Genomic DNA, 605 nt, shown 5'->3' with positions numbered 1-605 from the left:
CGCCTGGACCCTGCCGGCTGCGGTGCGCTCGGTGATACGATGGCGCTCATAACTCGCTGCGACCCCCAGCACGGCAATGATGACTTCGGAGAACTGTGAGGTGGTATCCACCATCGGCTCCGCGATCGAGCGAAAGCCGGCTCCAGCCTCCTTCACCGCATGGAGGATGTTCAACAGGTCGCGCGTGTTGCGGGCGAGACGATCTGTGGACGTCACCATCAGCACGTCGCCGGCATCGAGCGCGCCGATCGCGCGTTTAAGCTGAGGCCGCTCGGCGGTCCCGCCACTGATCTTCTCGCGATAGACCTTCGTGCAGCCGGCCGCGTCGAGCTGGGCGAGCTGCTGCGCCAGGTCCTGCCCGTTGGATGAGACACGCGCATAGCCGTAAATCATGCGCCGATTGTGCATCGGAATTATGCATCATGGAAGTGCCGGGTTTTGTGCGCTTTTCCATCTGATGCAAAACTTGTGAGTTTTGCATCATGACTGTCGGTCCTTAGCCGACAGTCGTTGGACAGCCTCGTGCTGACGTTGCATGTTACGTCGATGAAAACCGCGAGCGCACTGATTGCTGGGCTACTGCTACCGCTAGGTGCGTGTGGAGC

General features: G+C 60.7%; 1 protein-coding gene. It reads right to left on the bottom strand.

What is annotated here, in order from left to right:
- Positions 1–393, bottom strand: a 393-nt coding sequence (locus QN347_RS19380) for a recombinase family protein (protein ID WP_323494342.1), incomplete at its 3' end; no start/stop codon positions are given.
- Positions 394–605 lie beyond the last annotated feature (212 nt).

Origin of the sequence: Sphingomonas sp. 10B4, assembly GCF_035019905.1 — a bacterium.
Classification (GTDB): Bacteria; Pseudomonadota; Alphaproteobacteria; order Sphingomonadales; family Sphingomonadaceae; genus Sphingomonas; species Sphingomonas glacialis.
The sequence above is the reverse complement of the archived record's forward strand: the minus strand, read 5'-3'. Positions and strand labels throughout refer to the sequence as shown.